Source organism: Pseudomonas sp. NBRC 100443 (assembly GCF_030268185.1).
Classification (GTDB): domain Bacteria; phylum Pseudomonadota; class Gammaproteobacteria; order Pseudomonadales; family Pseudomonadaceae; genus Pseudomonas; species Pseudomonas citronellolis.
The window spans coordinates 126,780-153,279 of the sequence record NZ_BSQE01000006.1; the positions used below are offsets into that span (position 1 = coordinate 126,780).

Genomic DNA, 26,500 nt, shown 5'->3' on the forward strand with positions numbered 1-26,500 from the left:
AAAATGGCGGCGCGGAACATGGCGTATCTCCAGGTCAGGGCTTGGCGTCGGCGAGGCGGCAACGGCTTTCCGGGGCATCCAGGCCGAGGCTGTCGAGTTCGCTTGCGGGGTGCAGGAAGCCTTCCTGCGGCGAGGTGCTGACCAGCGCGCGCGGCTGCACCAGCGGGATGGGCTGGCGCAGCTGGCCGTCCCAGGGGCGGTAGCTGAGCTTGTAGCCCTTGAAGCCGTCCAGCGGCAGGTCCGGCGACAGCGCCAGGGCGCGGATGGCCTGCGGCTCGGCGTTGCGCAGGCGCGTCACGGCGCTGGCCACGCTGCGCACGGCGACCCAGGCGGCGAAGTCGCGGTCGTTCATCCAGCGCTTGGCCTGGGCCTCGAAGCGCTTCTGCAACTGCGCGGCGCCGAAGGTTTCCACGGTCTTGTGCCAGCCCGTGGCGACCAGGCCCTGGGTGCCGGCCACCGGGCGCGGCAGCCAGGTGTTGTAGGGCACGTACTCGCCGAAGTCGCCGTGCTCGTCGGCCACCAGCACCACGTCGTAGTCGTCGCCGGCCTGGGTGAACAGCGGCATGTCGGCCTGGGCGCTGCGGCGCTGGTCGTTGGCGAAGGTGAAGGCCTTCTCCTCGACTATCTTGGCCCCGAAGCGTTTGGCCGAGCGGCGCAGGGCGGCGGCGTAGGCCTTGTCCTCGGGGCGCTGGCCGATGATCAACAGCCAGTGCGTCCACTTGCGCAGCACCAGGAACTGGGTGAGGGCGTCGGTCAGCATCAGCCGGCTGGGCAGGGTGTGCAGCACGTTGGCCGGGCACTGGTCGGCGCGCAGCTCGTCGTCGGCGGCGCCGGCGTTGAACAGCAGGCTGTCCGGCAGCGCGGCGGCCAGTTGGCGCAGGCTCTCGGCCGGGGCGTTGACCACGAACAGGCGCAGGCCGTCGTCGTGCAGCTTGCGCGCCTCGGCCAGCAGCTGCTGCGCGTCGGCGCTGGTGGCGCTGACCAGGCTGTAGCGCTGCTTGAGGAAGCGCCCGGTGGTGTTGCTGTCGTCGATGGCCAGCTCGGCGCCGCGCAGGCCGGCGTCGGTGGGTTCAGGGATGATATTGGACAGCAGCGGGCCGGGGTCGGGCGTGTAGCCGAGATAGGCGATGCGCACCTGCAGCTCGGCCGGGGCATCCTCGGCACGCGCGTTCAGGCAGAGCAGGGCAGCGCAGGCGACCGCCAGCAGGTAGGCCACGCCGTGCAGGGCGAACTGGCGCATGGGCGACTCCATTGTTGTTGTGTCGCCAGCATAGGAACGCGCCAGGGCCTGGGAAATATGCAGAAAGTACCGCCGGGGCAATACCAAGGTAGTAGATCGCCGCCCGCGGCCGCGCCCTAGCATGGCCCTACAACAACAAAGACAACGGGAGCCGAGCCATGCGTATCGCCGTCACCCTGGTACTGCCCATCCTGCTGATCCTCAGCCTGCTGGGCTTCGATTTCATGTACAGCCTGCACACCCGCCCCGGCGTGCCCAGCGCCTGCGTCGCCGGCCAGCCCTGCCGCGTGGGGCCGTAGGGCGCGGCCATGTCGGCGCTGTGGCGGATCAACCTGCTGGTCGGGCTGTTCTTCGCCCTGGTCGCCGCGCTGTGTGTGGCCGTGCTGCTGCACCAGGGCGACGAGGACGTGCGCCGCGAACTGGACGCCGCCCGCGCCGTGGTGGAATACCTGCGCGAGGCGGCGCTGCGCGACCCGGCCAGCCTCGACCAGAGCCTCACCGGCGGCCTGCGCCACGTACGCGTGCACTGGCTCGACCAGCCGCCGCCGGCGCCGCGCGGCTGGCTCGACGAATGGCTGGCGGCGCGCCTGTACCCGGACGTCTACCACGCCGCGCCGCTGCAACTGGCCGATGGCCGCCGCGTGCAGCTGAGCGTGGACCCGCGCGACGAAATCGACGAAGTCCGCGACTCCCTGGTGCAGCTGCTGGCGCTGTTCGGCGTGGCTCTGGCGGTCAGCCTGCTGGCCATCCGCTGGGCGGTGCGCGGCGGGCTGCGGGTGGTGGAGCAGTTGCAGGCCGCGTTCGGCGAGATCGCCCAGGGCCGCCTGCAGGTGCGCCTGCCCGGCCATTCGCTGCCCGAGGCGCAGCGCCTGGCCGGGCGCTTCAACGGCATGGCCGAGGCCCTGGAGCGCGCCTGCCAGGAAAACGCCGAACTGACCCGCTCGCTGCTCGCCGTGCAGGAGCGCGAGCGCCAGGAACTGGCCCAGGCCCTGCACGACGACATCGGCCAGTACCTGGCCGGCATCCGCGCGCAACTCTTCCTGCTGCACAGCCTGCACGACCAACCCGCCGCGCAACTCACCCTGGAGCGCATGGACCAGCACTGCCGCGGCCTGAACGACAGCTTCCGCGCGCTGATCCGCGACCTCTACCCGGTGGTGCTGGAGCACCTGGCCCTGGACGAAGCGGTGCGCGCCTACGTCGAGGACTGGCAGGCCAGCCAGGGCATCGCCTGCGCCCTGAGCCTGCCCGACAGCCTGCCGCCCCTGGGCGACGCGGCCAAGGCGCACCTGTACCGCCTGCTGCAAGAGGCGCTGACCAACGTCGCCCGCCACGCCGGCGCCAGCCGCGTGTGGGTGCGCCTGCAAACCCGCGGCGGCCACCTGTACCTGGCCGTGCGCGACGACGGCCGCGGCAGCGACGGCCCGCCCCGCGCCGGCATCGGCCTGCGCTCCATGCGCGAGCGCGCCCGCTGCCTGGGCGGCGAACTGCAACTGCGCAGCCAGCCCGGCCTGGGCCTGGCGCTGCGCCTGCGGGTGCCGCTGCCAGTGGCGGCATGAGAGGAGAAAAGCGATGAAAATCCTGCTGGTGGACGACCATTTCGTGGTGCGCGAAGGCATAGCCGCCCTGCTGCGCGGCCTGCTGCCGGAAGCGGACGTGGTGGAGGCGGGCGACGGCGAGGAAGCGTTGCAGGCGGTGCAGCGCGAGATTCCCGCGCTGGTCATCCTCGACATCGGCCTGCCCGGCATCAGCGGCCTGGAAGTCACCCGCCGGCTGCGCCAGCGCCTGCCGCAGCTGCGCGTGCTGTTCTTCAGCATGCACGACGAACTGCCCCTGGTGCGCCAGGCCCTGGACGCCGGCGCCGCCGGCTACGTGACCAAGGGCGCGGCCCCGGCGGTGCTGCTCGAAGCGGTGCGCCGCGTGCTGGCCGGCCAGCTTTACATCGAACAACCCCTGGCCACCCGCCTGGCCTGCCAGCCCAGGGGCCTGGAAGAGGGCGACCCGCGCCTGCACGGCCTGACCCGCCGCGAATTCGAAATCTTCGTCATGCTCGCCCGCGGCCTGCCGGCAAGGCAGGTGGCCGAACACCTGTGCGTGAGCGCCAAGACGGTGTCCAACCACGTGACGCTGCTGAAGCAGAAGCTGCAGGTCAGCTCCCACGCGGAGCTGGTGCACCTGGCGATCGATAGCGGGGTGCTGCGTGTGAGCGGCGAGGCGTTGGCGGGGTAGGGACCTGGCTTTGCAGGGAATGGTGCGGGTGGTGCCGCGTAGGAGCGAGCATGGCTTTTCGTAGGATGGTGTTGAGCGAAGCGATACCCATCACCATGGTCCGATGGGTATCGCAAGCTCAACCCATCCTACGAAAAGCGCCCCGGCGCAGCCGGCAAGGCAGCCGCTCCCACGGGGGGCTGGGAGGCGCAGGCATAGGATGGCGTGGAGCGCAGCGATACCCATCTTTTCCCCCGCATGACCTGATTGGGTTTCCATCTACCTGTTGCTTGGTGTGATGTATTGCATCACACTTCGCCGCATGATCGTCAGCTTCCAGCACAAGGGCCTGGCTCTGTTCTTCAGAACTGGCTCCACCCGAGGAATCCGTGCCGACCATGCCAAACGCCTGGCGCGTATGTTGCCGTTCCTCGATCGAGCGGCCGCTCCGGACGACCTCAACCTGCCGGGCTGGCGTCTGCATCCCTTGAAGGGAGAACTGGACGGTTTCTGGTCACTCACGGTCAGCGGCAACTGGCGGGTGATCTTCCGCTTCATCGGCAACGACGTGGAACTTGTCGACTATCTTGATTACCACTGAACAGGAGGGGGTGCCCATGGTCATGTTCAATCCACCACATCCTGGCGAAACCCTGCGCGAAGACGTGCTGCCGGCGCTCGATATCAGCGTCACCGAACTGGCCCGCCGCCTGGGCTTCGCACGCGAAACCCTGTCGCGGGTGCTGCACGGCCGCGCGCCCATCAGCCCGGACCTGGCCGTGCGCCTGGAACTGGCCGGCATCGGCACGGCGCGCACCTGGCTCGGCGTGCAAGCCGACTACGACATCTGGCAGGCCAGGCACCGCGAACAACCACATATCGAGCGCTTCGCCGATATCGCCTGAAAACTGAAAAGCCCTGCGAATGCGGGGCTTCTCCTGTTCCGAAGCATCAGGGAGCTGCTCCGTAGGATGGCGTGGAGCGCAGCGATACCCATCGCCCCCTTGCGCACCACCTCCCCTGTAGGAGCGGACTTCGTCCGCGATCCGCGGCCACGCCCCCTGCAACGGTCGCCCTCAAGGCTCGAAAGTCACCGGCCGCAGCGGTGCGGTATTCACCTTCAACTCGAACACATCCGGCCGCGCGTAGTGGCCGCAGGCATCGAAATCGAGGTTGCCCTTGCTCAGCTGGGCCATGTCGAGGTCGGCGTAGAGTTCGGTCTCGCAGTCGAACACCGGGCCGGCCAGCACTTCGCCCTGCGGGCTGACGATCATGCTGCCGCCGCGCATCACGTACTCGTCCTCCTGATAGTCCAGGCCGAACGCCTCGCGATGCTGCTGCGGGTACTCGCCCAGGCGGATCGCCTGGCAGGCCGAGAGCACGAACACCCGGCCTTCCAGGGCGATGTGCACCATCGAACTGGCCCAGGACGGGCGGTCGTCCGCGGTGGGCGCGCAATACAGCTGCACACCCTGGGCGTACATGGCCTGGCGCAGCGCCGGCATGTAGTTCTCCCAGCAGATCACGCTGCCCAGCACGCCGAACTCGGTGTCCACCGGCTCTATCGTGGAACCGTCGCCGAAGCCCCAGATCAGCCGTTCCTGCCCGGTGGGCATCAGCTTGCGGTGGTAGCCGGCGATGCCGCGCCCCGGCGCCAGTGTCACGGCGGTGCAGTAGAGGGTGCGGCCGAAGCGCTCGATGATGCCCACCACCACGGTCACCCCGGTCTGCTCCACGCACTCGGCGAGCACCGTCAGTTCCGGGCCGTCCAGCGCCACGGCGCCTTCGACGTAACGCTGGTACAGCTCGCGCCCTGCGGCGCTGCGGTTGCCCACCACGCTGCCGAAGGCGGCCCCCTTGGGATAGCCGCCGATGAAGGCCTCGGGGAACACCGCCAGCTTCGCGCCCTGTTCCGCCACGCGGCGGAGGATGCCGCAGGCCTTCTCGACGCTGGCCATCGGCTCGTAGGGAACGGAGGCGGCCTGGATGATTGCTACACGGGTCATGGGGACTCCTGACTGTCTGTTGAAAAGGCTTAGAAACGGCTGATGTCGTTGTCGCGGGTTTCCGGCAGGGTCTTCCACAGCACCACCAGACACACCAGGGAGACCGCCGCCAGATAGGCCGCGGGCAGGTTCGCATCGCCGGTCTGGCGAATCAGCGCGGCGGCGATGAAGGGTCCCGGCCCGGCGAGGATCGCCAGTGCCAGGTTGTGGCCCAGGGCCGCGCCGGTGGAGCGGATCGAGGCCGGGAAGACCTCCACCAGCAGCACCACGTCCATCACCGCGGTGATCGCCACCAGCACGCCCATCACGATCAGCCCGGCGAGGATCGCCAGCGGGTTGCCGCTGTTGAGCAGCAGGAAGATCGGATAGGCCAGCAGCGTGAGCGCGGCGGCAGCGCCCAGCAGCAGCCTGCGCCGGCCGATGCGGTCGCTGAGTTGGCCGATCAGCGGGTTGACGATCACATAGACCACCAGCGCCGCGCTGCACAGCCACAGCGCGCTGCTGCGCGGCAGGCCGACGGTGGAGACCAGGTGGTTGTTGGCGTAGGTGATGAAGTAGTAGAGCGAGACGCCGAACAGCGCGGAGAAGGCGAAGGTGGTGACGAAGGCGCGGCGGCGCACGGCGCGGCTCGGGGCTTGTGCCTTGTGCGAGTCGCGCTGGCGGACCATCTCCTCGTATACCGGGGTATCGCCCAGCTTGCGGCGGATGAACACGGCGATGCCGGTCATCACGATGGACGCCACGAACGGCAGACGCCAGCCCCAGGCCGCCAACTGCTGGTCATCCAGCGCCGAGGCGATGCTCGCCGCGGTGAAGGTACCGAACAGGAAGGCCAGTCCCGCCGTCCCGGTGATCACGCTGGCGGCGGTGGCGCGGCGGTTGGATGGCGCGCTCTCGACGATGTAGATGCCGGCGCTGGACCACTCGCCGCCGACCATCATGCCCTGGATGAAACGCATGGCGATGAGCAGGATGGGCGCGGCGATACCGATCGCCTCGTAGGAGGGCAGCAGGCCGATGATGGTGGTGCACACGCCCATGCCGAACACCGTGATGATCAGCACCGCGCGGCGGCCGAAGCGGTCGCCGATGGGCCCGAGGATCAACGCCCCGAGCGGCCGCGAGAGGAAGCCGACGGCGAACACCGCCAGCGATGAGAGTAGCGACACGCCCGGCGCGCTGGAGGGGAAGAACAGCATGCCGATCACCGCGGCGAAGTAGCCGTAGATGGCGAAATCGAACCATTCCATGAAATTGCCGATGCCGACCGCGATGGCCCGCTTGCGGATATCCGACTGTCCGCCCCTGGTCCGGATGCCGCCTGCACCCATGCTTTGCTCAATCGCGTCCACAGAATTCTCCAGCGCTTGTTATGTTGTTGTGGACGCCAGACTAGGAATCTCCTCGGGCACGGGGCAAACGATTAGCAAATATGAGCCGGATTAACGTACGTAATATCTCGCGGATCGACCTCAACCTTCTGCTCACCTTCCACTGCCTGATGACCGAGCGCAGCGCCACCCGCGCCTCGGCGATGCTGCATGTGACCCAGGGCGCGGTGAGCGCGGCGCTGCGCCGGCTGCGCGAGCATTTCGGCGACGAACTGTTCATCCGCACCGCCTCCGGCATGCAGCCTACGCGCAAGGCCATGGAGCTGGCGCCGAAGATCGCCGAGGCGCTGACCTCCATTTCCGGCGTGCTGGGCGCCGAGCCGGAGTTCTCCCCGCGCGATTCCAGCTACCTGTTCAACATCGGCCTGTCCGACGACATCGAGTCCTACCTCGCCCCGCGCATCGTCAGCGCGGCGGCGGAGCGGGGCCTGGGCGTGACTTTCGCCTTCCACCAGAGCAACAGCTCGCTGTGGAAGCAGTCGCTGCAGGACCCGGACATGGACCTGGTGATCTGCAGCGAGCCGAAGGACTTCAACACCAGCTATTCGTCCCAGGTGCTGTTCTCCTCCTCGTACTCCTGCCTGTTCCGTCCGCGCGCCGGCGCGGCGGACGAACCCATCGGCCTGGAGGAATACTTCGCCGCCGACCACGTGCGCATCTCCTACGACGGCCGCCGCGGCTTCATCGACGACATGTTCGAGTCCGCCGGCTACGCCCGCCGCGTCATCGCCTCCTTCACCCACTTCAGCGGCGCCTTGACCACGCTGGTGAGCAGCGAGGCCATCGCCACGCTCCCGACCTTCGCCGCCGAGAGCTACGCGGCCATGACCCAGCTGCGCGCGAGCCCAGCGCCGCTGCCGGTGCCGTCCTTCCGCTGCTTCATGGTCTGGGACATCGCCAAGCACAGCAAACCGCACCACGAATGGCTGCGCCAGTTCATCGGCGAACTGGCGCAGAAGCTCGGCTAGCCGCGAGAGGACCGTCCATTCGGCATCAACCCGTAGGCGTGGATCTCATCCGCGAATCGCGCCGGGACGTCCGGCTATCGCGGACAAGGTCCGCCTACGGGGGCAGGTCCCCTCGTAGGATGGTGTTGAGCGAAGCGATACCCATCGCCATGACCGCATGGGTTTCGCAAGCTCAACCCATCCTACGAAAAGCATCTCGACGCAGACAGTTGCTCCTACGGTTACAGGGAGGCACGGTCGTAGGAGCGAACTCTGTCCGCGATTGGATTCACCGGCCACGCCGGACGCCCCGGCGGCACCGTCGACGGCGGATAACCGCGAACGGTTATGCGCCCTACGTCCGGCCGCGCTCCTCTGCGGCGGCATACAACCGCTCTATCCCTGCGCGCTGATATCTGCCTATACCCATAAGAGTTCTCGGTATGAGCTTATTCAGTCTGCTTTTCACATTTCTCGTTGAGTTGGCGGGCTTGGTTGATTAACTCGCTGAGTACATCGCTGGATGCAGGTTTCGGTACTGCGGCGGCTGATTTTATTTTGGCCTCGGATAATATCTCCTGGGTAAGCTGTGAGCATGATGGGAAGTCATGGTTGGTGAAGCTTGTTTCCGCTATTTTCAGTTTGTAGTGGATGGCTATTGAATCCGGGAGTTGTGCCTTGCAATGGGTTAGCATTGTTTCAGCTATTCTATAGGCCTTGTTGTCGTTTCCTGCCTTCACTGCATCAAGAAACTCTCTGCGGCTGCCTGTGACCTGGAATGAATAGCATCCGTTGGGAGAGGCCTTGTAGGTTCCGTCAAATGAAGCTCCCGCACCGCACCATCCGCTGCAATGGTTGGGCGATGTTTTGACGGCCTCAATCGTTACGGTATCTGGTTCGGTTTGATTTATGTTGATCTTGCACTCTGTATCGGAATCGCCTGGGCTTGCTACGATGCCTGTCCTGCCTTTTAAGTTTCCTTTCAGTGTGCAGGAAGAACCATTGCTTCCATACGTTTGGATATCGAAGCTCTGTCCTCCTGCATGGGGTGGCAGGATGCTTATATACCCCATTCCAGAATCCAGAGAGTATTCGTTTGAAATCACTCCAGTCGCCATTGCGGCGACTGGAGTGAGTAGGATGAAGGTAAATGATAGTTTTTTGATCATTGCTTTATCCTGACGCTTCTCAGACGATCGAGAAATAAGCGAGTGTTATTGCTATTCCGGTGGCATACCTTATGCCGCTGGAGATGTTGTCGTGAACTGTCCAGTAGTTTGGGCTTGAAAGCGTCACTCCAATCCCTTGTGAGAGTAGTTGCTTTAAGTCCGTAGGGAGATTCATTGAGGCTATTTGCGTATTGCTTAAGCCTCTAATGTTTACGCCATATGATACTGTCAGCCCTGAGTCTTGGTTAGGGCTTCCTCCAGACATTATTTCCACGCCAACATCCGTAGGGTAGATGTTGGGAGACTGCTGTAGGAGGCTAAGATAATTGGCTCCATATCTTTGTTTGACCGTGTCTAGGTTTGCCGCTATTGAGCTTACTAGTGTCATGATTTCGGAACATGCTTGAGGCTTGTTTTGTGCCATCTTGAATGTAAGCAAAAGAACTTGGGCTGATTCCGCGGACAGTATTGTTCCGTACTTCTGGTCTACCTGTGATACATCACCGTTGGGTACGAATTCAGGGTGAAGGACGATAGGGATGTTTAAAGCTTCTATTAGCTGTGGTTCGGGGTATGGGTAAGATGGATCGCACTGCTGTGCCAAGGGCTTGTAGAGATTGGCGATGACTTGGCCAGGGTTCTGATAGATATTGGTTTGCTGTGCTTGAGCGGTAGATTCGGTCATTATGGCATCCTCCTTGATCACTGCTCATATCCAAAGGAAACTGCTAAATATCTGGCTCTGGCTTCGAGTCGCTTGGATATCTCCAGGCTGGGGTCGTTAGGAACTCCGTTCCAATTGCGCAGTTCGTGAATAGCCGTCGGCCAGTCTTGGCTGTTAATAGCCTGCTGGAAATTTTGGAAGTTCTGGTTTTCACCGAAGTTATAGTATAGGTCGACAGCAACGGTTCTAGCTGCTTGTGGGAGGTTTGGCCAACTTGCCGAGAACTGGTTGCTGGCGAGGCGCTGTACGGTTTTTATAAGTTTTGCACTGAACAGCAGAAGGGCATCGTCGTCCGTTAGGTGTTGCCCTAATGAGGCATAAATAGTCCAGAAGTCTGGAGTGGAGGTCGAAATCTGTAGGGCCGGGGTGACTTTCTGTTTGGTAGAAAATGGAAGATTCAGAGCTTCAAGATCGCTTGCATTGTGTGTGAAGCAATCAAATCCATAGCCAATTGTTATATGCCCGTTCACAAGTGCAATGGTTTTGGGGCGCTGCCCAGCGTTTAATTCGTTTCGTGCAATAAAATCGGTGTTTATTTTTTGCTCAAGAAGATATTGAATATTGGCTTGAAGCTTTTCAACTTTGTCGCCTTTGTCACCATCCTGCAGGTCCTGAATGGTGGCCACCGCTTGTTGATTAAGACCAGTTTGATATTCCTCGATGGTGATTGAGTTCGGTTTTACGCCTAGCTCTACCGGAGTTCGAAAAGTGGTCTCATGGATTTTTAGATAACTCTCGGTTACCTGCACTGGCCGACCTGCAAGATTGGATATGCTGTTGGTCAGGCTTTGTGTGAAGCCTGGATCAATCCGCTCAGCAATACTTGAGCTCTGGATCCAGTAGTCAAAAGTGTAGGGGGTGATTGTTGTTGGAGGGAATTCGAGCACGGGGTAATTGGCTAGAGCCCTTATGAGTGACTGAGCCTTCTCAGCTGTGGGATGGCTGTGTGCTGGTGTGTTAAGCAGGTCAAAGTAACTAGTGCGCATTTTGCTCTCCTCCACTGAGAGATTCTTATTGATCGAGTTGGCTCGAGTGTGTCACCTATCTTAAGTATGGAAGAGCACTGAGGGATAATGCCTAGTGCTTAAATACAATACTGAATGCTTGGGTGTGGCTATGTTGTCCGAATACTTCCATTAGGTGTGTAAGCCATTTGCTATATATCTTGTAAGTGTGGTTGCTTCGGCCAAAGATTACGCAATGGTAAATCTTGCTGCCGACTGTTCGCCACGGATCAGTCCATTGAGGCCGGCATGGGACAATCAAGTCATTTCCAAGTCTGCTGTTCGCAGGTTGGCCTGGTACAGCTTATCGACGTTCAAGAGGGCAAGTTCGCGCTAAGTGGTGGAGAGGTGGGTGCTTTGTCATTGGGGCGCTGAGCTATCAGGCCCAGCTATGAGTGGCGCACCGAGGAAGTCAGCGTCGAGCGGGAAAATGCGGATTTGCTTTCCTCACACCAAGCGGTCAGCGGCACCGCCTCGCTCCCGACTAACCCCGGCCCCTGCCTTGAACCACGGCAGAAGCCCATGCAGGAAGCGTGTAGTAGCTGGAATGTATGTAGAAAAGGGACCGATTCATTTCTTCTGCTCTAAAACTGTCCGGGACGAGACCAGAGTGCTGAAAATAAATCTGTTTCCCTCTTCCGCAAGCGGGAGAGGGCTGTCCGGCATGCCCGTGAGATTCGGCATCAACCCATAGGTGCGCGATGTGTGGCAACCCGCGGATCTCATCCGCGAATCGCGCCGGGACGTCCGGCTATCGCGGACAGAGTCTGCTCCTACGGTGTCGGTATGGCGCGACGCGGCACTCACCTGCGGCGGATAACCGCGAACGGTTATCCGCCCTACGCCCGGCTACGCTCCTCTGCGGCGGCATACAACCGCTCGGCATCGGCCGCCAGGTACTCCAGTGCGCTGAAGGTGCCGTCCAACACATCCTCGGCGGGCGCCCCCAGGTCCGGCGCGCCGGCCAGCAGGCGCATGGTGGGACTGGGCAGTGTCGTAGAGGTCCGACGGGGCAGCGTGCTTGAGGGGATGGGATAGAACATGGGCTGCAAGGCTCATGAAAATCTCCCAGATCGACTCAGTCTTCCGCCTCCCGACGCCAATAGGGGAGGGCGGACCGTACAGGTTGGCGTACCGGAATCTGGGAACCGGCGCATCCGAAGATGCCCCGCACGGCCCGCCCATAACATGGGTACAGCCATGCAAGGTGCCGGAGATTGACCCCAGACACCTTCCAGAATTCCGGGACGTCAATCTCGCACTCTGTTGAGCGGCTGAGCAACGTCAGGGAGTTGCCGTGGGACTGTCAATCGGGTGGCCGCCCCGTTTCGACGATGACGACGGAAGCTCGCTGCCTGCCCATCCGCGCTTTCCCGGAGGCGCTTTGTATTCCAGTGTGTCCGCAGCGCGTTTTGACATTCGCAGAGATGGCTACGCCTTTTCTCGACACGGCGCAGATACCCCAAGGGCTTTTAATTCACTCCAACAGGACATCGGCGCGCGGTAGAGCCAGCGCTCCTCCAGAGCGCTCTTTCCCACTCCGATGGACTGTTCCCCCTAACCCTTGAGGAACAATGCCATGAACACTCTGAAGACCCTCGTGACCGCCATTACCTTTTCGCTGGCCGGCGTGGCGGTGCATGCGAATGCGGCCGAAGCACGCTGCTCCCACGGCACCGTCTGTTTCCAACTGACGCCCCTGGCTGAAGAAGGCGCAACCCCGCAACTGGCGGAAGACGGCTTCAGCAGGACGCCCCTGGGCATGCGCGTGAACTCGGCAGCGCCTGCGCAACAGACCATTGCCGCAGATGGCTACAGCCGGACGCCGTTGGGCAAGCGCGTGGCGTCGTCCCATGAATCGGCAACCGTCTGATTTCCGGGGTTTCACGTTTTCAGTCAATGAAGGTGAGGCGATGAAGCGAGACGAAGCAGGGAATGACAAGGTCGCCATTGTTTTTGGTGGCTCCCGGGGCATTGGCGCGGCAGCGGCGAGGCAACTCGCCGCCGACGGTTTCTCGGTGGCGCTGACCTACGTGTCCCGGCCGGACAGCGCCAAAGCGCTGGCCGCCGAGATCGAGGCGGGTGGCGGCCGTGCCCTTGCGATCCAGGCCGACAGCAAGGATGCCGCTGCCATCCGGAATGCGGTGTCGGCGGTGGTCGAGCGCTTTGGCGCGATCGACATGGCGGTGGTCAATGCCGGCGTGCTGCGGCTCGCCCGTATCGATGCCCTTGGCGTCGAGGACCTCGACCTGATGCTCGACGTGAACATCCGTGGCGTCATTCTCTCGATCCAGGCCGCCGTGGCCAGCATGCGCGACGGCGGGCGAGTGATCACCATCGGCAGCAATTCGGCCTCTGGGCGCACTTCGGTCGAAGGCGCGGTGTATGCGATGACCAAGGCCGCCGTCGCGCGCCTGGTGCAGGGGCTCGCGCTGGATCTCGCGGCGCGCCGGATCACCGTCAACAACATCCAGCCCGGCCCGACCGCGACCGACATGACGCAATCGCACCTGGACGCGCTGGCGGAACTCGTCCCACTCGGACGCGTCGCCCAGCCCATGGAGATCGCCGGCCTGGTCGCGTACCTCGCCAGCCCGGCAGCGGCCCACATGACCGGGGCGAGCCTGACGCTGGACGGCGGCTATGCACTGTAATGCCGGAAACGCCGGGGGTCGCGACGCTCAAGGGCTTGAGCGGCAATGACGCCGACGCCCCATTGTGGAAGAGGAACAGATTTATTCCTTCTGCTCTAAAGCTGTCCGGATGGACGAGACTAGAGTGCTGAAAATAAACCTGTCTTGCACGGACACCATACCGGTGGGCACGGCTTCTCGTAGGAGCGAGCTTGCTCGCGAACGGGCTCCGCTGCGGGCTCATTCGCGAGCAAGAACCAGGCGTCCCCCCTCGATCCTACGAAGCGCCCCCGCACGGCTGGCAAGAGAGTCGCTCTTACGGCACCAGGGCGGGCCATGCAGGTTGGCGTACCGGACTCGGACCGGCGCATCCGAAGATGCCCCACACGGCCCCCATGGCGGGCATCCACGATAAGGCGCGCTGATCCCGGCCCGAATGCCTTGATGGAAGAGGTGGCATAAAAATATAATGCGAGTCATTCGCATATGATGGAATGCCACTCCATGCACGCTACTGCCGCTACAGAGGATCAGCTGCTGCTCGGCCGGCTGTACCAGGACCACCACGGATGGCTGCGCGGATGGCTCCATCGTCGATTGGGCAACCGCTGCGATGCGGCCGACCTGGCCCAGGATACCTTCGTCCGGTTGCTCGTTTCGCCCGCTGCGCTGCAGCAGCCAATCGCGACGCCGCGAGCCTACCTGCTGACCATCGCACGGCGGCTGGTGATCAATCTCTACCGTCGGCGCTCGCTGGAGCAGGCGTATCTGGAAGTCCTGGCCAGCCTGCCGGAGGCGTGCACGCCTTCGCTGGAGCATCAGGCTCTGGTGCTCGAAGCCCTGCACGAGGTCGACGCGGTACTGGCCCGCCTGCCGAGCAAGGCACGCCAGGCGTTCCTCCTGTACCAGCTCGAAGGGCTCACCCAGGATGCCATCGCCCAGCGGTTGGGCGTGAGCGTACGTAGCGTTCAGCGTTATCTCGCGCTGGCTTTCGAAGAGTGCATCGTGCTGGCTGCGGAAGTTCCGGAGCACCCGTGAGCGCGCAATCCATCGACCGCGATATCGCTCGCCAGGCCGCGCGCTGGTATGTGCGCCTTCAGGGGCCGCGCGTCAGCGAGGCGCAACGTCGCGATTGCGAGCGCTGGCGCGCAGCCGACCCGGAGCACGAACGCGCCTGGCAGTTGGCGGAGGGCTTCAACCGGCGACTGGGGCTGATCCCGCCTCAGCTGGGGCTTGAAACGCTGGATCGTTCCCATGCCGCTACGCGCCGACAGGCCCTCAAGTTGCTCGCACTGCTGCTGGCAACGGCGCCTGCAGCCTTGCTGATTCGCCGTACGCAGTCCTGGCAGCAGCTCAATGCCGATGTTCGCAGCGGGGTAGGCGAGCAGCGCCAGATGTCTCTGGCCGACGGCACGCAGATTCATCTCAATACCGACAGCGCAGTCGATGTGGCCTTCGACGGTGCGAGCCGGCGGGTACGGCTGGTTGCAGGCGAGGTGCTGATCATCACCGCCAAGGACCCCGCCGGCAGACCCTTCATTGTGGAAACTGCCCAGGGCGAGATCGAGCCCATCGGCACGCGCTTCCTGGTGCGGCAATGGCCCGAGGACAGCCAGGTTGCGGTGCTCGAAGGCGCGGTGAAGCTGAACTCGCGGGCGGGAGAATCCCTGCTGCTGAAGGCCGGCGAACAGGCGAGATTCAACGCCCGGCATGTGGGCGGCGTCGAGCCGCTCGATGCACGCATCGCCGATTGGACCCGAGGCGTGATCAAGGCCGAGCGTATGAGCCTGGCAAGCTTCGCCGCCGAACTGGGGCGATACCGGCCCGGCCTGTTGCGATGCGACCCCGAGGTTGCGCAACTGGAAGTCTCCGGGGCGTTTCAACTGCACGACACCGACCAGGCGCTCCATGCGTTGACCCAGGTGCTGCCGGTGGAAATCCGCTATCGCACCCGTTACTGGGTCACCATCGCGCCCATTTCCAGCTGATTGGCGCTGCCGAATTTATTTTGTCGTCTTTTTCGTCTCTCGCGTGTCACCCGAGCACACAACGAAAAACATGCTCGACACAGGGAGTCACTCATGCAGCTTCACCCCTTCGCTTCGCGCCGTGCAGCACGACCCAGCGAACTCGCCCAGGCATTGCGCGCCGCTGCGCTCGGGCTGTGCCTGGGCCCGATCGGCTTCGTCGCGTCCGCGCAGGCCGACACCTCCGATCAGGCCAGTCGGCAACGCCACTTCGAGATAGCCCCTGGCCCGCTGGGCGCTGCGCTGGCGGAGTTCGCGAGCCAGGCGGGCATCACACTGCCGCTGCAGCCGCAGCGGGTGCAGGGGCTGAAGAGTCGAGGCCTGAGCGGCGATGCCGATGTCGACACCGGTCTGAGCCGGTTGCTCGAGGGGACTGGACTGCGCGCCTCACGGCAGGGCGACGGCCTCTATGTCCTGCGTCCGGTAGCCGAAGCCGAGCAGCCACTGAAGATGGACAGCAGCGAAATCATGGGCGTTCGCCAGGATGGCCTGACCGAGGGAACGGGCTCCTATACGACCGGCGCCATGCAGACCGCCACCAAGCTGAACCTCTCGCTGCGTGAAACGCCGCAGTCGGTCACGGTGATGACTCGCCAGCGCCTCGACGACCAGGCCCTGGCCGACCTCAACGACGTTGTGCAGAACACCCCGGGCATGGTCATCCGGCGCACGGGGCCGGAGCGTTCCACCTACTACGCCCGCGGCTTTGCGCTCGACAACATCATGTACGACGGCCTGCCCACCAGCCTCGACAGTTCCCAGCTGTCCCAGGACCTGCTTTCCGCAGACATGGCCATGTACGACCGGGTGGAGGTGGTGCGCGGCGCCACCGGCCTGATGCAGGGCGCCGGAAACCCGGCCGCGGCCATCAACCTGGTTCGCAAGCGTCCTACGCCAACGTTCCAGGCCAGCATCCAGGGCAGCGCAGGCACCTGGGACCGCTACCGCACCGACGTCGACCTGTCCGGCCCGCTGACCGACAACGGCGCTGTGCGCGGTCGCCTGGTCACCGCCTACCAGACCCAGGGCAGCTTCCGCGACTCGCTGGATAACGAGCGGAACCTGTTCTACGGGATCCTAGAGGCCGACCTGAACGACAGCACCACCCTGACGCTCAGCGCTTCGCGCCAGCAGGACGACTACAACGGCAACGGCTGGACCGGCCTGCCGGTGGGCTTCGACGGCAGCGACCTGAAGCTGTCGCGCTCCACTTCCCTGAGCAATGACTGGGAGTACTGGAACAAGACCAGCACCTCCGCATATGCCGCCATCGAACACGCCCTGGACAACGGCTGGAAACTCAACCTGTCGGCCACCAAGTCCTGGGCCGACCTGGACATGCTGGGCACCTACATACTGGGGCGCACCGCCACCCAGACCTATGACCAGTACGTCGGCGCCGGCCATTATCGGGAAAGCCAGAACAGCTTCGATGCCTACGCCAGCGGCCCGTTCCGCCTGATGGACCGCGACCACGAACTGGTGTTCGGTGCCAGCCATCGCCGCGTGGTGTTCAATGGCGACGTGCCGGCAAACGTGCTGCTGCACAGCAATATCGATATCTACAACTGGAACGGCGACACCCCGAAAGTCGCCAGCCAGACCAAATACGGCTGGCAGAACACCAACGCCAAGCTCAACAGCGTTTACGCCACCACCCGCCTGAACCTGGCCGACCCACTGAAACTGATTCTGGGCAGCCGCCTGGACTGGTACGAAAACGATACCAGCGCCCCCTACAAAGGCACCGAGACCGAACTCAAGGTCAACCGCCACGTCACCAAGTACGCGGGCCTGATCTATGACCTGGACGCGCATCACTCGATGTATGTCAGCTACACCGACATCTTCAAGCCGCAGAGTTACTTCGATACCTCTGGCTCGGTCATCGCTCCTATCACTGGCAAGAACTACGAACTGGGCATCAAGGGCGAGTATTTCGACGGCGCGCTGAACGCTTCGGCCGCCATCTTCCAACTGGACCAGGAAAACCGCGCCAAGGCCATCACCGACCAGAGCCTTTGCCCCAGCTATCCCACCACTTCCTGCTACGAGGCGGCCGGCGAGGTGCGCAGCAAAGGCATCGAACTGGAACTGCAAGGGCAACTCACGCCCAACTGGCAACTGGGCGCCGGCTACACCTTCACCGAAGCCAAATACCGCAAGGATGCGAACAAGGCCAACGAAGGTCGCCTGTTCGATACCGACATCCCGCGACACCTGTTCAAGATGAGCACCACCTACACCCTGCCTGGCGCGCTCGACCAATGGCGCATTGGTAGTTCCCTGTACCGGCAGAACCGCATCTACAACAAAGGCACCACCTACATGATCGAGCAGGACGCCTACACGCTGGTGGACTTCATGCTGGGGTTCAAGCCGACTGCCCATATCGATGCGCAGCTGAACCTGAACAATGCGTTCGACAAGAAGTACTACAACTCGCTGAGCTCCTCCGTCACGGTGCCGAGCAACGTGTATGGTGAGCCGCGGAATCTGATGTTGTCGGTGAAGTACAGTTTTTGAAGCGGCCGCGGGCGCAGGCCTGACCGAGTAGGGAAGCGCAGGAGGCCTATGGACGCCTGGCATCAGCCAGCATAGCGCTTGGCATCGCGGCGGTATGGCTGCCATGGGGGCGGAAGCTGACGATTACCGAGGTCTGCTTTCGGCCCATAGCCGACATCGGCTCAATGGCCGCTGCTATGAATGAGCCAAGCGATGAATGCTACGAAGGGAGCAAACAGAATCAGGCCGCCGACAACTTCTGCCCAGCCATAGGCAAAGCCGCTTTCACCCTTGAACCGGCCACCGCTCAGAAATCCCAACACACGGACACCGATACGATGCGCCAGATAGTGGACTATGAAGTCTGCGATGAAGTCCATTCTGCTTTCCTGGTCGATGCTCGCCTTCTCAGAGCAGGGACGAACGCCAGTGAAGCATAGCGTTCAAGCAGTCGGCTGCGAATGACCATTGCTTCTGGGCGTTAGCAGACACTCAAAGCCGAATCCGTTTCCGCTGGCTGTCAGTGCAGCGTGGGGAAGCGCTCTTTCACCAGCGCCTGGGCCTGATGGGCCATCTGGTCGAGCAGGCGGTCGCGTTTTTTCTCGGCATCGGCCATGGCCTTCCGGCCGTGTTGCTGCACCAGGTAGGCGTGGATCTGCCGCACTTCCCTGGACTGATAGATCGGGGCCAGGTCCTGCACCGCGACCATGCCGTCGGAGCGGTGATCGCGGGTGTTGAGCAGTACGTGCGGCCCTTGTGCGGCCAGGACCTGAAAGCCCATCGACTCGAAGGCCGGCACCTTGCTCGCCGCGCAGGCGAGTTCGACGTGGGGCCGATGTGTGGCCACCTGTTGCAGCATGGCCCGCGCGATGCCGTGCCGGCGATGGCTGGCCGTGACGGCCAGGTAGGCCAGCGTGCAGGCCTGGGCATCGTCCTGGCTCGGCAGGTACAGGGCAAAGCCCAGGACCTGGGAGGGATCCTCGTCGTCCAGGGCCAGGACCAACCGCGCGCTGCTGTCCATTGCGCTGTCCATGGCCTGCAGATACAGGTGCACCTCGTAGCCGATCACGTACTGGTACAGCTGATAGAGCGGATTGCTGGGCGTCAGCGGCACCGGGCTGATGTCGCTGAAGTAGTCCACCACCATTTGCAGAACCTGATTCTTCAGGGACTCCGGTGGCGGTGCGTCCAGGGTTACGAGGGTGAACATCTGAAGCTGACTCCGGGCGTGCCCGATCGGGGGAGATCGGCGCGGGCGCCATTGTAACGTTCGCGCGTGCCGAGCGTTGCAGCCGTTGGCGGAGCTCGGCGCGTAGGGCGAATAACGCTCCGCGTTATCCGCCGTTTGGCCTTGGTTGAACCCCGCTCGGGGCGGGCTTGTGGGCATCCTGGGTGGGAACGCCAGGACCGGCCACGGTGTTGGCGATGAGAAAGGTGTAACGGCGGATAACCGCGAACGGTTATCCGCCCTACGCTCGGTCTGTTGTAGGAGCGGGCCCTGCCCGCGATTTCGCGCGCAGGGCGCGCTCCTACATGGGGCTCGGTGTGAGGCAACCCGTAGGAGCGGATCTCATCCGCGAATCGCGCCGGAATTTCCGGCTATCGCGGACAAGGTCCTGCCCCTCCGGCAAACACAACACCCCGTAGGATGGGTATCGCTTCGTGTTCTGCCTGGAGACATAGGTTGCGCCTGTCGGGACACATGGTAACGGTTTCCCATGGTCACTCCGGCTGCCTGAGGTCGACCTGCCACCACATTTTGTTGATGAAAATGATGTCGAGTACGCCGCCTCCTTGGCGGGGTGTATGACGACTCGCTCGCCCGCCAGACCTTCACCGATGAATACCATTCAGCCATTGAGGCGAGTCTGGCCGTTGGTACGTACCGTCAGCACCCGCTCTCCAGGCTCGTACTCCACTTGTGTATTCCATTGATGCTGACACCCAGTTCCAGTGATCCACCGCGCTGATGATTCTGACCCAGCGTGGAGTGAGAGATGAGGCGTGAGTTGTTCGGACGTCTCCTATAGCAATGACGACGGAACGGCGGCTACCTTCGCAAAGGCCCGAGGTTCAATCGGGAGCAGATGACTCCATGTGTCATTGCAGAGGGATTCCGATTGAGGGCACTAGCGTGTCTTGGGGACAAAACCACCTACGGTGAAATCATATCGGCTACGGCATCGTGGTTCGAAGGTAACAAGGCCATTGCCCAAACCGGCGACCTTGCTCGCTGCAGCAAATGCAAAGGGACCTTTCCCATCTTTGGAACGGCTTACGAATGGTCGGAGCAGCAGCCCTATGTGGCAACAGGCGATAGAGTGCTTTGCGGGTGCCCCGACCACGTAGTGTATGGTTCCACCACTCAGTACACGGACTCACCGGCCAGTCCGAAGGTCACCTCGGCCCCTAAGCCGAATTTCACCGCGCCTGCGCCCTCTCCTGTATCGGCTCCTGCCGCCAAGCCCTTCACTACGGCACAGCCGCAGGTGAAACCTGTCCCGGCTTTCGCCAAGTGCTGCAAGCTGCCCGACTCGGTGATCGACTACAACACGTCATCGGGCACCTTTCCGGTCGATAGCGTGAGCGACTACGGGAACCTTGTGTTGCTCGGGGGCCGGGAAGCGGACGATAGCGGCAAGGTGCCGCTCCAGAAGATCAGCGGGAATGTCCCCGCTGGTTTCGGCTCGTTGGCACTGCGTGGACTTGTGCTATCAGGTGCTGGTGAATCCTGTGGTGGGCTCTGCGAGGTCGCATCTGCGGGTGGTGCGGTAGCCAGCGGTGGGCGCGTCGCTGTCGGAGCTGGTGGCCGTGCCGTTGGCGGCGGCATCCTTACTGGCGGGGTGGCCGGTGGTGCACTCCTGGGTGTCGTGGCGATGCTCTGGCCGTCCAGCTTGGGCGATAGCGCGCTTTACACCGAAGAGCAGCTTCGCACGATGAGGCAGGGGCGAACCCGGGTTCGGATTCGGGTTGAACAGCAGTCAGACGGCAGACTAAAGGGCTACGGCTACAACACGCAGCTGCGCAGCGATTGGGAAATGATCCCGGTTGTTCAATTCACCCCCATCGGTAGTCAGATGGTCGCCGACTTTGGCGGTGGTATTGAACTGATCTGGACGCCTGCCGCCAATCCTTCCGACACGCTGGGAGTCCCCGCTCTGGAGGCGGCTCCCCAAGCGCCGCAGATCACGATCTACCCGCCTGTAGAGCAGGCCGATAACCTCATCGTCAATCCGATCTACCCACCAGAATACCGGGATTTCATCCTGGTATTCCCGGCTGGGTCCGGAATTGCGCCGCTCTATATCGTGATGAATGCCCGGCATGATCCAGGGGTTGTCGCTGGGACTGGCGAGGATGTCTTCGGTATCTGGCTGGCAGGGGCCGGTGAGGGCCTTGGTGCACCAATCCCGAGGCGAATTGCTGACAAGCTGCGTGGTAGGCGCTTCAACGGCTTCGACTCTTTCCGAAAAGCACTCTGGATTGCTGTTTCCGAAGACGCAGAGCTAATGAGTCAATTCAAGGTTACTAACCAAGGCTGGTTGAGAAAGGGAAACTCACCATTTGTGCCTAGAGCAGAACGGAATGGTGAAAACGCCCGTTATGAGATTCACCACATTCAGCAAATCCAACATGGCGGGGCCGTTTACGACATTGATAACCTGTCGATAATCACGCCGAAGCGCCATGTCGAAATTCACAAGGAGGACCGGCAATAGCAATGAAGACTAACTTCAATGAATACAGTGAGTCTGAATTTGTAGCCCTGCTGCGACGTATCGTTGAGCACTCTGGGAGCGAGTCGGAGGTGGATCAGTTGGTGTTCCACTTCGAGAAGGTAAGCGGGCACCCTGACGGTTCGGATCTGATCTTCTATCCCAAGGATGGAGCGGATGATTCCCCCGAGGGGATCACTCGAACAGTGAAGGAGTGGCGTGCAGCCAACGGGCTCCCCGGCTTCAAGTCCAACTGAGACAACAAATAGGGAATAGCGATGGCCGGGGATTCCTCGGCCATTGATTGTCCTGTGGGCGGTCGTCCGACCCCGGGACGTTTTCTTCCCCACCTTTCCTGCATGTCCTTTCGGCTCTGCAACCAGCCATCCACGCGGATCAGCATCGGCCAGAGGAGCATGGGGCATGTGTGCAGATGCTGATTGATCAGCCTGCAGTGCTGCTGCGCCTTGGGCGGTAGCCGCTCGGGTTGTGCAGCATCTCAAGCAAAACCTCGACTGCATTGTCGTCGTTCAGGTTCGTAGGGCGCATAACCGTTCGCGGTTATCCGCCGATGGCCTCGGTACAGGGGCCCACCGGCGGATAACGCTTGAGGCGTTATGCGCCCTACGCGTTACCCGGGACATCCCATTCGCGAGCAAGCTCGCTCCTACAGTCGGTGCCGCTCAATCCCAGCCGCCGGGACAGCCCTTGCACCCCTGCCTATTCGTCCCCTGGAAATTCCCGAACCTCGGCTTGCTGCCCCGCAAGTCCGCATCCTCCAGATTCGCCTCCGCCAGCTTCACCTCCTGCAGGTTCGCATCCCGCAAATCCGCCCCTTTCAGGTCCGCACGGGACAGCCAGGTCATCTCCAGGTCCGCTGCGCGCAGGTTGGCCTGGTGCAGTTTGCCGCCGCTCAGGCGGGCGAATTCGAGGTAGGCGGCGGTCAGGTCGGCGCCTTGCCATTGGGCGCCCTGGGCGAACAGGCCCCAGGCCTGGATGGCCACCAGGCTGGCGCCGGAGAGGTCGGCGGCGCGCAGGTTGGCTTGTTGCAGGCTGGCGCGGGTGAGGTTGGCGCCGCGCAGGTTGGCTTTTTCCAGGTTGGCCAGGTCGAGGGTGGCGTGGCGCAGGTCGGCGCCTGAAAGGTCCGCGCCGGCGAGGTTCATGCGGCTGAGGTCCTGGCCTTTCAGGTCGGCGCCGCGCAGGTCGGCGCCGGGGCATTGGCTGGCGGGGGCTATGCGGCAGTGGGCGATGACGGTGGCGTCGTCGTCGGTGTCGGCGGATTCGTCGCTGGCGTGGGCCAGGCCGGCCAGCAGCAGGGCGGCGAGCAGGGTGGTGGTTTTCATGGCTTTCTCCCGGGGCATGGAAAACCGCGCCCCTGGGGGGCGCGGTCGGTGGGCTCAGCGGCTGGCGGTCTTGTTGTCCCAGCTGGGCAGCTTGAACACCCAGAAGGATCCGCCCTGGGCCACCGGGCGCGTCAGGTCGGCCATGTCGCCGCCCCACAGCGGCACGGCGCCGCCGTAGCCGACGGTCACGCCGATGTACTGCTCGCCGTCCTGTTCCCAGGTGATGGGCGGGGAGACGATGCCGCTGCCGGTCTGGAACTTCCACAGTTCCTTGCCGTTCTTCGCGTCGAAGGCCTTGAGGAAGCCGTCGCCGGTGCCGGTGAACACCAGGTTGCCGGCGGTGGCCAGCACGCCGGCCCACAGCGGCAGGTGCTCCTTGTGTTCCCACACCACCTTGCCGCTGGTGGGGTCCATGGCGCGCAGGCTGCCGACGTGGTCGTCGTACATGCGCTTGATGCGGAAGCCCATGCCCAGGTAGGCGCTGCCCTTGGTGTAGCTGACTTCCTCGGTCCAGTAGTCTTCCTTCCAGTGGTTGGCCGGCACGTAGAACAGGCCGGTGTCCTGGCTGTAGGCCATGGGGTTCCAGTTCTTGCCGCCGAGGAAGGGCGGCGAGACTTCCACCGCCTTGCCATGCTTCTGCCCCGGTTCCGGCAGCGGCGGGCGCTGGCCTTCACGCTCGACCGGGCGGCCGGTCTTCAGGTCGATGTGGCTGGCCCAGGTGATGTTGTCGACGAAGGGGAAGGCGTTCTGCAGCTTGCCGTTGCTGCGGTCGACCACGTAGAAGAAGCCGTTGCGGTCGGCGTGGGCGGTGGCCTTGACTATCTTGCCGTCCTTGGCCTTGTAGTCGAACAGCACCAGTTCGTTGTTGCCGGAGAAGTCCCAGGCGTCGTTCGGGGTGTGCTGGTAGAACCACTTCACCTCGCCGGTGCTCGGGTCCACGCCCACTTGCCCGGACGTGTAGAGGCTGTCGTAGTCGTGCGGGTTGCCGCCCTTGGCGGTGCGCGCCCAGGTGTTCCACGGGCCGGGGTTGCCGGCGCCGACGATGATGGTGTTGGTCTCGGCATCGAAGCTGGCGCTCTGCCAGGGCGCGCCGCCGCCGTGGTTCCAGGATTCGACCTTGCCGGTGGGCGAGTTGGCGTCGTCTGGCCAGGACGGCGCCTTGACGTTGCCGGTGACGCTGCTGTCCTTGCCGTTCAGGCGGCCTACGTGGCCTTCGACGAAGGGCCGCATCCAGATTTCCTCGCCGGTGTCCGGGTCGCGGGCGAACAGGCGGCCGACCACGCCGAACTCGTCGCCCGAGCTGCCGTGGATGAGCAGCACCTTGCCGGTCTTGCCGTCCTTCACGATGGTCGGCGCGCCGGTCATGGTGTAGCCGGCGCCGTGTTCGCCGAACTTCTTCTTCCAGACGACCTTGCCGGTGTTCTTGTTCAGCGCCACGACCGAGGCGTCGAGGGTGCCGAAGAAGATCTTGTCGCCGTAGATGGCGGCGCCGCGGTTGACCACGTCGCAGCACGGGCGGATGTCGTCGGGCAGGCGGTGGTTGTAGGTCCACAGGCGCTTGCCGGTCTTGGCGTCGAGGGCGAACAGCCGCGAGTAGGAGGCGGTGACGTAGATCACCCCGTCGCTGACGATGGCCTGGGATTCCTGGCCGCGCTGTTTCTCGTCGCCGAAGGAGTAGGACCAGGCCGGGGTCAGCTTGAACACGTTGTCGGCGTTGACCTGCTTGAGCGGGCTCCAGCGCTGGGCGTTGGTGCCCATGCCGTACTGCAGCACGTCGCTGGTGGTCTTGTGGTCGTTGGCGATGTCGTCCCAGCTGACGTCCTTGGCCAGCGCCGCGCCGCCGGCGCCCAGGGCGATGGCGAGGGTCAGGCTGTGCAGGGCGAGGCGCAGGGGGCCGGCAGACGTGGGTGAAGAGGCGGGGGAGGTTCTTGTTGTCATCTTCGGGTTCCCGTTTTTGGTGTTGGGTCGAGAAACGGCGGGCCGCTGCTCGGGCCGCGGCGGTTCCATGGTGGGAGCCGGCGGCCGTGGCAGAAACGGAAAAGCTCCCGCATCGGCCGGGACAAGTTCCCGGTCGGGGCATGACTTGGGCTTGCTGCCGAAGGCCCTGGCGCGGCAGCCCTGCGCCCTAGTACGAAGGGAGTAGGCGGGGGCATCCAAAGCAGCATTCGGGGCGGGGGCGGGGCTTCCTAACATGGTCGAGGAGCGCCTCCGGTGGCGCCCGTGCCTTGTCCTACCCCCAGAGGAATGAAGTGATGAACAAGAAGAACTCCTTGCGCGGCCTGCTGGTGCTGGCCGGCCTCAGCGTCTCGGCCCTGGCCCTGGCCCATGGCAACGTGACCCCGCAAGCGGTGGATACCAAGGGCCTGGAGCCCCTGGGCAAGGAGTGGCGCGACACCAACCCGTACCGCGAGCCCTACGCCAACCACAAGCTGGCGGTGGAGATCGGCTCCTCCGCCTACAACCAGAACTGCGCGCGCTGCCATGGCCTGGAGGCCAAGTCCGGCGGCATCGCCCCCGACCTGCGCAAGCTCGACCTGGGCGCCGAGGGCGACGAGTGGTTCAAGGAGCGGGTGATCAACGGCGCGGTGCGCGACGGCGCGGTGTACATGCCGAAGATGGCCGACTTCATCAGCCAGGAAGGCCTGTGGGCCATCCGCAGCTACCTGGAAAGCGTCCACGTGGACGAGTGACGCCGCCATGCGCCTGCTCAGCCTGCTGTGCGGCCTGCTCCTGTTGCTGGGGCAGGCCGAGGCCAAGGTCCGGCCCTACGAAGACATGGTCGCTTCCGGCGTGTTGCGGGTGGCGGTCTACCAGAACTTCCCGCCCTACAGCTTCATGCAGGACGGCCAGCCCCACGGCATCGACGTGGATCTCGCCACGCGCCTGGCCCAGGGCCTGGGGCTGCGCGCGGAGTTCCTCTGGGTGATTCCCGGCGAGCGCCTGGACGACGACCTGCGCAACTTCATCTGGAAGGGCCACTACCTGCGCCCGGGCGTGGTGGCCGACGTGATGCTGCGGGTGCCCTACGACCGCGACTACTCCAACAAGCGCAACGACGTCGGCGAGCTGGCCAACGACCAGGTGGTGATGTTCGGCCCCTACCAGCGTGAGCGCTGGCAGGTGGTCAACGATGCCCGCCGGCTGCCGCAGGTGGACACCATCGCGGCGTTCCGCGAGCACCGCATCGGCGTGGAACTGGACAGCGTGCCCTCGTTCTACCTGACCTCGGTGCTGGGCGGCCAGCTCAGCGCCATGACCGTGCACTTCCCCAGCACCCAGGCGGCCTTCGACGCCATGCGCGCCGGCAAGGTGGACGCGGTGATGGCGCTGCGCGGCGAGCTGGACTGGATGCGCGCCCAGGCCCACGACGACCAGCTGAAGAACGCCGAGAACACCTACCCCAGCCTCGGCCAGCCGGACTGGGACATCGGCATGGCGGTGCACGAGAGCAACCGCCAGCTCTCCAACGCCCTCGACGGCGAGCTGGAGGAACTGGTGCGCAGCGGCGAGCTGGCCAAGCTCTACGCCGGCTACGGCGTGCGCTACGAGTTGCCGGGGCTGTACCAGGACGTGCAATAGCACGAGGA

Annotated in this window: 26 protein-coding genes; 15 read left to right on the top strand and 11 right to left on the bottom strand. The window is 63.6% G+C overall.

Going from position 1 to position 26,500, the window contains the following annotated elements; genetic code table 11:
• Nucleotides 1-34: 34 nt before the first annotated feature.
• Nucleotides 35-1,240 carry a lanthanide ABC transporter ABC transporter substrate-binding protein PedA1 gene (locus QSJ95_RS09905; protein ID WP_285642046.1) on the bottom strand — a complete coding sequence of 402 codons (1,206 nt, stop codon included), beginning with the start codon at nucleotides 1,238-1,240 and terminating at the stop codon, nucleotides 35-37.
• Nucleotides 1,241-1,398: 158 nt separating this feature from the next.
• Here QSJ95_RS09905 and QSJ95_RS09910 point away from each other — a divergent pair, with 158 nt between their 5' ends.
• From QSJ95_RS09910 to QSJ95_RS09930, 5 genes are all read left to right on the top strand, one after another.
• Entirely contained in the window at nucleotides 1,399-1,539 is a 141-nt protein-coding gene (locus QSJ95_RS09910; RefSeq protein WP_009622964.1) for a hypothetical protein, read from the top strand.
• 9 nt (nucleotides 1,540-1,548) lie between these two features.
• A complete protein-coding gene (locus tag QSJ95_RS09915) occupies nucleotides 1,549-2,799 on the top strand; it encodes a sensor histidine kinase (RefSeq protein WP_285642049.1) in 1,251 nt (416 codons plus the stop codon).
• A 13-nt stretch (nucleotides 2,800-2,812) separates the two neighbouring features.
• Nucleotides 2,813-3,469 carry a response regulator transcription factor gene (locus QSJ95_RS09920; RefSeq protein ID WP_061562022.1) on the top strand — a complete coding sequence of 219 codons (657 nt, stop codon included), beginning with the start codon at nucleotides 2,813-2,815 and terminating at the stop codon, nucleotides 3,467-3,469.
• Nucleotides 3,470-3,770: 301 nt separating this feature from the next.
• Nucleotides 3,771-4,049: a type II toxin-antitoxin system RelE/ParE family toxin gene (locus QSJ95_RS09925; RefSeq protein WP_024128692.1), complete on the top strand. Its 279-nt coding sequence runs from the start codon at nucleotides 3,771-3,773 to the stop codon at nucleotides 4,047-4,049.
• A gap of 16 nt (nucleotides 4,050-4,065) precedes the next feature.
• Complete coding sequence (locus tag QSJ95_RS09930) at nucleotides 4,066-4,353, top strand: HigA family addiction module antitoxin (protein ID WP_009622956.1); 288 nt, start codon at nucleotides 4,066-4,068, stop codon at nucleotides 4,351-4,353.
• Between the two features lie 171 nt (nucleotides 4,354-4,524).
• Here QSJ95_RS09930 and QSJ95_RS09935 read toward each other — a convergent pair whose 3' ends face one another.
• A complete protein-coding gene (locus tag QSJ95_RS09935; RefSeq protein ID WP_058070430.1) occupies nucleotides 4,525-5,454 on the bottom strand; it encodes a carbon-nitrogen hydrolase family protein in 930 nt (309 codons plus the stop codon).
• A gap of 29 nt (nucleotides 5,455-5,483) precedes the next feature.
• Complete coding sequence (locus tag QSJ95_RS09940) at nucleotides 5,484-6,785, bottom strand: MFS transporter (protein ID WP_269669774.1); 1,302 nt, start codon at nucleotides 6,783-6,785, stop codon at nucleotides 5,484-5,486.
• A gap of 101 nt (nucleotides 6,786-6,886) precedes the next feature.
• Here QSJ95_RS09940 and QSJ95_RS09945 point away from each other — a divergent pair, with 101 nt between their 5' ends.
• Nucleotides 6,887-7,813, top strand: coding sequence for a LysR family transcriptional regulator (locus tag QSJ95_RS09945; RefSeq protein ID WP_197887369.1), 927 nt, complete (start codon nucleotides 6,887-6,889; stop codon nucleotides 7,811-7,813).
• A 428-nt stretch (nucleotides 7,814-8,241) separates the two neighbouring features.
• On the opposite strand, the gene QSJ95_RS09950 is transcribed toward QSJ95_RS09945, so the two are convergent.
• The 4 genes from QSJ95_RS09950 to QSJ95_RS09965 all read right to left on the bottom strand — a co-directional run bounded on the left by QSJ95_RS09950 (nucleotide 8,242) and on the right by QSJ95_RS09965 (nucleotide 11,666).
• A complete protein-coding gene (locus QSJ95_RS09950) occupies nucleotides 8,242-8,961 on the bottom strand; it encodes a hypothetical protein (protein WP_285642056.1) in 720 nt (239 codons plus the stop codon).
• A 19-nt stretch (nucleotides 8,962-8,980) separates the two neighbouring features.
• Nucleotides 8,981-9,646: a DUF3218 family protein gene (locus QSJ95_RS09955; RefSeq protein WP_082996207.1), complete on the bottom strand. Its 666-nt coding sequence runs from the start codon at nucleotides 9,644-9,646 to the stop codon at nucleotides 8,981-8,983.
• A gap of 17 nt (nucleotides 9,647-9,663) precedes the next feature.
• Nucleotides 9,664-10,671 (bottom strand): hypothetical protein, encoded by a 1,008-nt coding sequence (locus QSJ95_RS09960; RefSeq protein ID WP_083280394.1) that lies wholly within the window; start codon nucleotides 10,669-10,671, stop codon nucleotides 9,664-9,666.
• 857 nt (nucleotides 10,672-11,528) lie between these two features.
• Entirely contained in the window at nucleotides 11,529-11,666 is a 138-nt protein-coding gene (locus QSJ95_RS09965) for a hypothetical protein (RefSeq protein WP_285642060.1), read from the bottom strand.
• Nucleotides 11,667-12,268: 602 nt separating this feature from the next.
• On the opposite strand from QSJ95_RS09965, the gene QSJ95_RS09970 reads away from it, so the two are divergent.
• The 5 genes from QSJ95_RS09970 (at nucleotide 12,269) to QSJ95_RS09990 (ending at nucleotide 17,875) form a co-directional block, all read left to right on the top strand.
• Nucleotides 12,269-12,562, top strand: coding sequence for a hypothetical protein (locus QSJ95_RS09970; RefSeq protein WP_058070426.1), 294 nt, complete (start codon nucleotides 12,269-12,271; stop codon nucleotides 12,560-12,562).
• A 40-nt stretch (nucleotides 12,563-12,602) separates the two neighbouring features.
• The gene (locus QSJ95_RS09975; protein WP_285642061.1) at nucleotides 12,603-13,343 is read left to right on the top strand and encodes an SDR family NAD(P)-dependent oxidoreductase; all 741 of its coding nucleotides are present in this window, start codon (nucleotides 12,603-12,605) and stop codon (nucleotides 13,341-13,343) included.
• Nucleotides 13,344-13,826: 483 nt separating this feature from the next.
• A complete protein-coding gene (locus tag QSJ95_RS09980; RefSeq protein ID WP_009622934.1) occupies nucleotides 13,827-14,360 on the top strand; it encodes a sigma-70 family RNA polymerase sigma factor in 534 nt (177 codons plus the stop codon).
• Nucleotides 14,357-15,310, top strand: a complete 954-nt coding sequence (locus tag QSJ95_RS09985; protein ID WP_285642063.1) for a FecR domain-containing protein — start codon at nucleotides 14,357-14,359, stop codon at nucleotides 15,308-15,310. The genes QSJ95_RS09980 and QSJ95_RS09985 overlap by 4 nt, the downstream gene beginning before the upstream one ends.
• A gap of 93 nt (nucleotides 15,311-15,403) precedes the next feature.
• Nucleotides 15,404-17,875, top strand: a complete 2,472-nt coding sequence (locus tag QSJ95_RS09990; RefSeq protein WP_285642065.1) for a TonB-dependent siderophore receptor — start codon at nucleotides 15,404-15,406, stop codon at nucleotides 17,873-17,875.
• Nucleotides 17,876-18,036: 161 nt separating this feature from the next.
• Here QSJ95_RS09990 and QSJ95_RS09995 read toward each other — a convergent pair whose 3' ends face one another.
• Together QSJ95_RS09995 and QSJ95_RS10000 are read right to left on the bottom strand one after the other, a co-directional pair.
• A complete protein-coding gene (locus QSJ95_RS09995; protein ID WP_009622930.1) occupies nucleotides 18,037-18,234 on the bottom strand; it encodes a hypothetical protein in 198 nt (65 codons plus the stop codon).
• 140 nt (nucleotides 18,235-18,374) lie between these two features.
• Nucleotides 18,375-19,064, bottom strand: a complete 690-nt coding sequence (locus QSJ95_RS10000; protein WP_285642066.1) for a GNAT family N-acetyltransferase — start codon at nucleotides 19,062-19,064, stop codon at nucleotides 18,375-18,377.
• 1,327 nt (nucleotides 19,065-20,391) lie between these two features.
• Here QSJ95_RS10000 and QSJ95_RS10005 point away from each other — a divergent pair.
• A complete protein-coding gene (locus QSJ95_RS10005) occupies nucleotides 20,392-21,573 on the top strand; it encodes a pyocin-S2/colicin E7-DNase domain-containing protein (protein ID WP_335713659.1) in 1,182 nt (393 codons plus the stop codon).
• A 2-nt stretch (nucleotides 21,574-21,575) separates the two neighbouring features.
• Nucleotides 21,576-21,827 carry a bacteriocin immunity protein gene (locus QSJ95_RS10010; protein WP_064582810.1) on the top strand — a complete coding sequence of 84 codons (252 nt, stop codon included), beginning with the start codon at nucleotides 21,576-21,578 and terminating at the stop codon, nucleotides 21,825-21,827.
• A gap of 426 nt (nucleotides 21,828-22,253) precedes the next feature.
• On the opposite strand, the gene QSJ95_RS10015 is transcribed toward QSJ95_RS10010, so the two are convergent.
• A complete protein-coding gene (locus QSJ95_RS10015) occupies nucleotides 22,254-22,913 on the bottom strand; it encodes a pentapeptide repeat-containing protein (RefSeq protein ID WP_285642067.1) in 660 nt (219 codons plus the stop codon).
• Between the two features lie 54 nt (nucleotides 22,914-22,967).
• On the bottom strand, nucleotides 22,968-24,851 hold the full coding sequence (gene exaA / locus QSJ95_RS10020; protein ID WP_285642068.1) for a quinoprotein ethanol dehydrogenase: 1,884 nt from the start codon (nucleotides 24,849-24,851) through the stop codon (nucleotides 22,968-22,970).
• A 314-nt stretch (nucleotides 24,852-25,165) separates the two neighbouring features.
• Here exaA and pedF point away from each other — a divergent pair, with 314 nt between their 5' ends.
• Nucleotides 25,166-25,603, top strand: a complete 438-nt coding sequence (pedF, locus tag QSJ95_RS10025) for a cytochrome c-550 PedF (protein ID WP_009622924.1) — start codon at nucleotides 25,166-25,168, stop codon at nucleotides 25,601-25,603.
• A gap of 7 nt (nucleotides 25,604-25,610) precedes the next feature.
• A complete protein-coding gene (locus QSJ95_RS10030) occupies nucleotides 25,611-26,492 on the top strand; it encodes a substrate-binding periplasmic protein (RefSeq protein WP_058070419.1) in 882 nt (293 codons plus the stop codon).
• The last annotated feature ends 8 nt before the right edge of the window (nucleotides 26,493-26,500 follow it).